We start from the raw sequence: 6,709 nt of genomic DNA, 5'->3' as shown, positions 1-6,709 counted from the left end.
TGCCGCCGGCTTCCTTCAGATTCCACCTCACGATGAACACCCTTGCCTTAAGCTAACAGTTCCTACTGCCAAGCCTGTAGTGGACTTTCACCACCAAGTTATAGCCCATGCCGGGCGCACAACAATTCTTGGTACCGTTTTTCGGCACCAATTTTCTTCGTCTCGATGGAAGTAATCGTAATTTCAATTCGGTTCATCAAATCCAGAAACTCTTGTAAAATCACTTCTGTTTCTAAAAAGACGATGATTCCCTCATGTATTGTAAACTGGACGCCAGCCTGCTTTAACGTTACAACTGCTTTTTCCGGATGGTCGACAGCCACATAATATTGATTGGCCGAGAAATCTTGAAGGGATTCCTTCAATAGCGCCCCATCTTTCATGAAATAAATGATATTCGTCATTCGGTCGATCTCGTCAAGATTATGCGAGGATAGAATGATTGTTGTTCCTTCTTTATATAATTCCAACAGGATATTTCGCATATTAATGGCACTTGTTGGATCTAGCCCGTTTAATGGTTCATCCAGCAACAATAATTTAGGTTCATTAATAATCGACATGGCGAGGAGTAAATGTTGCTTCATACCAAGTGAATAATTCCTCACTCTTTTTTTCATATAGCTTGTCATGCCAACCCGATCAGTCACTTTTTTAATGTTGGACAATGGAATTTTCTGCACGTTGCAAATGAATTTCAAGTGATCGTAACCGGTCAAATCCCCATATAAGATTCGGTTATCCTGCAAATAAGACACTTCATAGAAGATTGACGCATCCGTATTTTTCTTCCCTACCAACTCAACACTTCCCTCGTTGAATGGAAGCAAATTTGTCATACAGTTCATTAATGTCGTTTTCCCCGCACCATTCGGACCGACAAGCGCAATAATTTGAGGAGTATCAATCGTAATATCGATCCCTTTTAAAACCGGTTGTTTTTTATAGTGTTTTTTCAAATTGGAAACATTAACAATCATCATGCCATCCCCCTAATTTTTTACTTATCTCTGACTCTTATATTGAAAGAGTGAGAGCATATAAGTGGCTACTAATAGAACCCCACTACAAATAGCTAGAACCATCATCCCAGTCGTATAAGTAAAGTTAAAATTCTTCAATGTTGCTGCGAACTCCATCGTGACAATGTCCGCTGTCGAAAAATAATGGAAAGGTATATAGTGCGCAAAACTTGATAAAATAGACTGCTCTGCTAATTGCACACCTAACAAAATCGTAAGTATTGTCAGTCCAAGCGCGAGTATCATACGTTTTGCCAGGATTGAATAAAGGAACAATAAAGAATAACAGAACAACAGCACCATGAAAAACAGGAGGGCTGACTTCAAGATGAAAGTTCCCATATTGATAAATTCAAATGCATAATCCTCGCCATACACAAGCACCGGATAATCCCAGTCCCCCAAACGGTCAAAGATCGCACCTAGTACGACCAATATCGCCCCTATACCTACTAGAAATACAAAACTTACAAGTAGAATCGCTATGAATTTGCCGACCAAAATGCCGTGCCTGTTAATAGGTTGTGTACGCAAAAGATGAATAGATCCATTTTTGGCTAACCCTTCTTTTGTGACGACATCCCCAAACAGGAGTAAGAAGAACACAACCCCTCCTAAACTAAAAAGAAGGCCGGCGACATGTTTTGCATAATAAATACCTGTCGAAGAATATTGATTGCTATATTTTTCGACGATTTGTCTCAGAAATTCATCATCTCCAACACCCGCCATCGGATAATACAAGTCATAAGCCGTTTTCCATGACACGTCCCACAACCAAAATACCGGTTCAATCTCTTTTTCAATCAACCAATTGTATTGTGCTCGTCTCGTCTCCATTGTAAAAAGTGTTGGGAAAGAAGATGTATAATATTGCCTACTTACAATATTGCTATCAAGATCGGGCGGTAAAAGTTCAATTTGATAATTCATTACAGCAGGCCAATCATGTTTTTTATAAGCCTCCACTTCATGTCTATGCTTTTCATAGACATTGTTGAAAATCTCATATTCAGTTGTCCCTTCTTCTGTCTCCGCTAGTTGTTTTTCCATTGAAGTTAACGTACCTTCAAGGTTAGAGACTACCTCATCCAGACGGGTCGTATTTATGTAAACGAATATATAATAAGCTATGAGAAATAGTAATAAAATGAACGAAAACATCCTGAAATACTTTGTCTTAAAAATTTTACTCACTTCAAATTGAACCATCCTAAACCACATAGAATCCCCCCTTCAGTTGTTCCTTAATCATATTACTAGTAGATCGAACAAAGAACAGATTGCACCTCCTTTTCAACGTCTTACTACACATAGTTCGACATTTAAAGTGGATACTCCTTCCATTTCCTGAATAATTTTATTGTTTGTTCAATTTTTTGTGATAATACGAAATTAATATTCTAATTGAACGGAGTTGATGTTGTGAGACGTATAGTCTTTATTTCTTTTTTAGTAATGTTTCTATTGTTAATGTCCGCCTGTTCAACTGAAAAAACCAAGGAAGTACCATCACCAAGTGAAGAATCCCTAGAAGAAAGTGGATATACAGGAATGCCTCCCACACCCGGAGTGACCGTTAACAATGATGTTGCCTCAATCAGAAGAGATAGATCTTGCTGGGAAAAACCGGATAAAAAATGTAACATAGTACATGTTGAGGACTTTAGTAGCCTTTTATCAGGGACGAGAACTATGCGTGTCACTCCTGGAGAAGAAATACTCTTCTCACTACCCACTAATCCTGGAGTACCAAATGAGCTAAGAGGACTTGATAATATTGAAATTGATCTCATACAATTTTTCAAAGGCGAGGAATCTTATGTGGAACACGACGGAAAATCGTTTAATGCACCTCAAGAACCCGGAAAATACTATTACTCGGCCGTCGTGAAATGGATCGGCGACATTAAAGGCGAGGCCAGTTATGCATTTTCTATATTAGTGAAATAAGGGCTACAAGTAATAGTAAAAGCTGTACATAAAGTCGGCTTTCAACTTTACGTACAGCTTTATAATTGTCTTTTACTCCCTTAATTAAACGAGTTAAATAGATGTGTATCGCCAGTAAAAATACACTTAGAATTACGCCAAAACAACATCTGTGTGCAATCATTTTCTACCTGCTCCGTTTCACTACATACACCATCGAAACACTTCTTGCATGTAACGGAATTTCATCCCAATCCCCATACACCTGTACAATTTCAAATCCGTTTTCCTGTAACAATCTGTTCATTTCTTGCGGGTATGAATACCGCAGCAAAATTCCATCTTGCGACTCGGCAATTAACGTGCCGTCCCGATAAACTTTCCGATTGGTTTGACAGTCGAGTATTTGTGTCAGGTGGTCATACTTATCACGGGAACTCTCGATCACTTGATTGCCATCTTTATCGACAAATTTCTCTTCATATTCATCAAGTACCGACAACTCTTGCAAAATTGGATTCCGGGTATCGAATATAAAAACCCCATCCTCTACTAGATGTTTTCGAACTGATTGCAATAAAGCATTCTGTGCTTCATTCGTAAGAAAATGTTGAAAGGAATTTCCGGTCATGAATGCTAGTGAAGCTTTTACAGGAATGTCCAACTGTGTACAGTCCTGTTGAACAAACTCAATGGACAGGTCTAGTTCTTCCGCCTTTTGTCTTGCTCTCTTCAACATCCCTTCATGCAGGTCAACACCAATTATGCGAAAACCTTTTTGTGCTATCGGAATTGTTAACCTTCCTGTGCCACAAGCCAATTCGACGATTGGTTCATCTTGCTTCGCCCATTTTAAAATCGTATGTAAATCCTTTTGGTATCCTTCATAAAGATAATCATACATTTCAGGGTCAGCGTATTTCTCCAAGTTTTCATTTTGATTGATCATAGCTGCAAGCCACCTTTTTCATATACTAAATTCCACAGCATCTACATCTTCAATTCGGATGTGAAAGCATCCTGTTTTTGTACCGACAATCTGTCCGTCCTATTTAATAAAACCTGTTTCCAATTTCACGTTTGTTAACCAGAAGGATTGCGTCATTTTTCCAACTCCTTCCCCTGATGTATAGAATTCTTCCATTCCAGCAAACTTTCATTTTTATGTGGATCGTTTACTACCGTTACCAATTTATGTACGTAGGGTTGAAGGATTTCATTCATTTCATCGCGCCGTCCCTCAAAGTACTTTGTCCATTTATACATGTTGCGCAGCATTTGCACATTCGGTTCATACGCACATGCTTCCATTCCCAGCACTTGCCTTATATGTCTGCTCAAAATCCGCATTTTCCGTTTCCATAACGGAGGATCCAACCAAATGACGACATCCGCCATATCTAAGAGGATGTGATAGGAAGGGCGGTACACCCCTTCAGCAATCCAGCTTCCTGCCGCATCCATTTCCTGAATCACCTGTAGTTGTTCATCTAGCGATCGTTTCACCCGCACATCGTCCACAGTATGGTAAACGACAGAATCCAGTTCAATAAAAGGCAAACTTGTTTGTTTCGATAGTTCTTTGGCGTAAGTCGTTTTCCTGCTTGCAACAATCCCCATGATAAAGATTTTCATAGCTGTCGGTACCACCTAACGGCTTGTCTCTCAATCTCGGACGCAAATTCTGCCTTTCCGTCTATATACGCATCAATATCATCTGGGAATTGATTCGCTAACCTCTCTTTTAGGTCTCCATACTGCTTAGATATGTTTGGATGAACACGCAAGTAGTCCCGAAATGCCAAGTGTCTTTCAATGTCGCGAGAGCCTTGTTCGTAAATATGTACATGATGCGTGCGCTCATTTCCGCCTTTTTGAAAGTAGCGGCGTCCGGGAATCCCATTTTCACCCTTTGCTTCATAGCCAATACGGTCCATTTCGTCTGTATACTTATCGATCAGTGAAATATCCTTTACCACAGGCATGATGTCGATAATCGGTTTAGCAGCCAACCCGCATACAGATGTACTTCCGATGTGGTGGATGTCGATTACTTCAGCGCCGAAAATGGCTTGTAATCGTTTGGATTCGGTCTCAAAATCCGACTTCCATTTCACTGAGTAAGGTGTTACTTCAACTTTCCGTATGTCGATTCACCCCTTACTTATATTTAGTTAATAATTCATCAGGAATATGACAATAATCATTCGGACACCTTGTTAACCGATCTTGATGTTCTTCTGCACTTCTTACATAGTTTGTAAGAGGTAATACTTCAACAACAATACGGTTCCAATCCTCTCTTTCGACAATAAATTTCTTCGCCTCTTTTAAGTGTTCAGGGTTTTCACTATATACTCCTGTTCTATATTTCTCGCCTACATCCTGTCCTTGTTTATTCAAACTGTATGGATCAATAATCTCAAAAAAATAATTCATTAAGTCGCTAATCGTTACAATTGTTGGATCGAATCCTGTTTTTACACATTCGGCGTACCCATCATATTCTCCGTCAAGTGTGTGACTTGTTCCGTTAGCTCTTCCGGCTTCAGTAAATGTAACGCCAGGTAATGTTTTGATGAAAGCTTGTACGCCCCATAAACATCCCCCTGCGAAATAGACGATTTCCATATTGACTCTCCTTTTTGTTTAATAAATACTATTTCTCTGAGTAGGGTTTTACTTCAACTTTTCGTATGTTGTTTCGCCCCTCGTCTTATAGATTGGCTTTGGGAATTTTTTTCAAAAAAGGAGGAACGTTTGCATAAAACCGTTTCATAATAAAAAAGCCCCTATACAAAGGGCTGCTGGAATTGGTGACTATGCTTCACCTGGAAATAATATACCAAGAATTATTATATTATTTTGATCCTTTTCATAATAAATCTTGAATTTCCTAATAACGATTCGAGATAAACCCTTATAGAAACCAAACTCCTCTGTGTATGTTTTTAAAATAAATTCATCTCTTAAGGATTCCTCAATAGCTAAAATCAGTGTAAATATGAATTCCAGAGTCTCCTCTGGCGTGAAATGTTCACTCCTAAACTGCATGAGCTTTTCTCTAACAGCAGGAAGCCAGATTATATTTTTACTACCCACTATTCGAAATCCTTTGCAGAAAGTGAATTTAATAGTTGTGAAGTTGACATACCTTTTCCTGTTTTATATTCATTTTTACTTTCTTCAATCATTTGTTTAAGCTGAGGGTTATTTTCAACATCAGTTTTGATTGAAACTTCATCCTCTTCCTGTAGGACAAGGGTGAACTTTCCCTTCCCTGGAAGAGAAAATTGTAAAACTGAATTATCACGATTCATATTTGCTATGTGCTTCATAAGCTCTTCTGATGATTCAATATATCCCATAAAATCACCACCGCCTTTAATTTTCTATATGAATGAATTTCATAATGACCAGCCTATGTCTCCCAAGGGTTTGTAGACACAAAAAAGGAAGTACCTCCCCAAGTCTTGTATAATGGTAGTCGACGAAAACATTCCATAAAGACTGGAGAGGTACTCCCTATGACCATTATACGACAACAAAGCTTATTTAGCATTGAAGAATTATACGAGATGGAACCTACCCAAAAATATGAAGAGATTATGGCTGCCATCGACTTGGACGCCATTTTCTATGAAATCAACAAGAAATCCCGCGTGGGTGCGCCTACTGAGTTGAATTACGGTGCAATGATTGTAAGTATTTTCGCACGTTATATTGACCGAATTCCAACAATCAAAGACCTCATC

Annotated in this window: 9 protein-coding genes and 1 pseudogene; 2 read left to right on the top strand and 8 right to left on the bottom strand. The window is 38.8% G+C overall.

Annotation, left to right across the window (positions count from 1 at the left end; all coding sequences use genetic code 11):
• Positions 1 to 98: 98 nt before the first annotated feature.
• Positions 99 to 980 (bottom strand): ABC transporter ATP-binding protein, encoded by an 882-nt coding sequence (locus QT711_RS19440; RefSeq protein WP_317946904.1) that lies wholly within the window; start codon positions 978 to 980, stop codon positions 99 to 101.
• A gap of 24 nt (positions 981 to 1,004) precedes the next feature.
• Entirely contained in the window at positions 1,005 to 2,246 is a 1,242-nt protein-coding gene (locus tag QT711_RS19435; RefSeq protein ID WP_317946903.1) for an ABC transporter permease, read from the bottom strand.
• Between the two features lie 183 nt (positions 2,247 to 2,429).
• Here QT711_RS19435 and QT711_RS19430 point away from each other — a divergent pair, with 183 nt between their 5' ends.
• The gene (locus QT711_RS19430; RefSeq protein ID WP_317946902.1) at positions 2,430 to 2,975 is read left to right on the top strand and encodes a hypothetical protein; all 546 of its coding nucleotides are present in this window, start codon (positions 2,430 to 2,432) and stop codon (positions 2,973 to 2,975) included.
• 166 nt (positions 2,976 to 3,141) lie between these two features.
• Here the strand turns inward: QT711_RS19430 and QT711_RS19425 are convergent, their stop codons facing one another.
• From QT711_RS19425 to QT711_RS19400, 6 genes are all read right to left on the bottom strand, one after another.
• The gene (locus QT711_RS19425; protein ID WP_317946901.1) at positions 3,142 to 3,903 is read right to left on the bottom strand and encodes a class I SAM-dependent methyltransferase; all 762 of its coding nucleotides are present in this window, start codon (positions 3,901 to 3,903) and stop codon (positions 3,142 to 3,144) included.
• A gap of 152 nt (positions 3,904 to 4,055) precedes the next feature.
• On the bottom strand, positions 4,056 to 4,589 hold the full coding sequence (locus QT711_RS19420) for a P-loop NTPase family protein (RefSeq protein ID WP_317946900.1): 534 nt from the start codon (positions 4,587 to 4,589) through the stop codon (positions 4,056 to 4,058).
• On the bottom strand, positions 4,586 to 5,101 hold the full coding sequence (locus tag QT711_RS19415) for a GrpB family protein (protein WP_317946905.1): 516 nt from the start codon (positions 5,099 to 5,101) through the stop codon (positions 4,586 to 4,588). The genes QT711_RS19420 and QT711_RS19415 overlap by 4 nt, the downstream gene beginning before the upstream one ends.
• Positions 5,102 to 5,114: 13 nt before the next feature.
• Complete coding sequence (locus QT711_RS19410; protein WP_317946899.1) at positions 5,115 to 5,585, bottom strand: peptide-methionine (S)-S-oxide reductase; 471 nt, start codon at positions 5,583 to 5,585, stop codon at positions 5,115 to 5,117.
• A 189-nt stretch (positions 5,586 to 5,774) separates the two neighbouring features.
• Positions 5,775 to 6,056 carry a hypothetical protein gene (locus tag QT711_RS19405; protein ID WP_317946898.1) on the bottom strand — a complete coding sequence of 94 codons (282 nt, stop codon included), beginning with the start codon at positions 6,054 to 6,056 and terminating at the stop codon, positions 5,775 to 5,777.
• The gene (locus QT711_RS19400; protein ID WP_317946897.1) at positions 6,056 to 6,322 is read right to left on the bottom strand and encodes a hypothetical protein; all 267 of its coding nucleotides are present in this window, start codon (positions 6,320 to 6,322) and stop codon (positions 6,056 to 6,058) included. The genes QT711_RS19405 and QT711_RS19400 overlap by 1 nt, the downstream gene beginning before the upstream one ends.
• Before the next feature lie 159 nt (positions 6,323 to 6,481).
• Between QT711_RS19400 and QT711_RS19395 the strand changes: the two are divergent.
• Positions 6,482 to 6,709 (top strand): annotated as a pseudogene (locus QT711_RS19395) (IS5/IS1182 family transposase); the annotation flags it as partial.

This window comes from Sporosarcina saromensis, from assembly GCF_033253735.1.
GTDB classification, from domain to species: domain Bacteria; phylum Bacillota; class Bacilli; order Bacillales_A; family Planococcaceae; genus Sporosarcina; species Sporosarcina saromensis.
The sequence above is the reverse complement of the archived record's forward strand: the minus strand, read 5'-3'. Positions and strand labels throughout refer to the sequence as shown.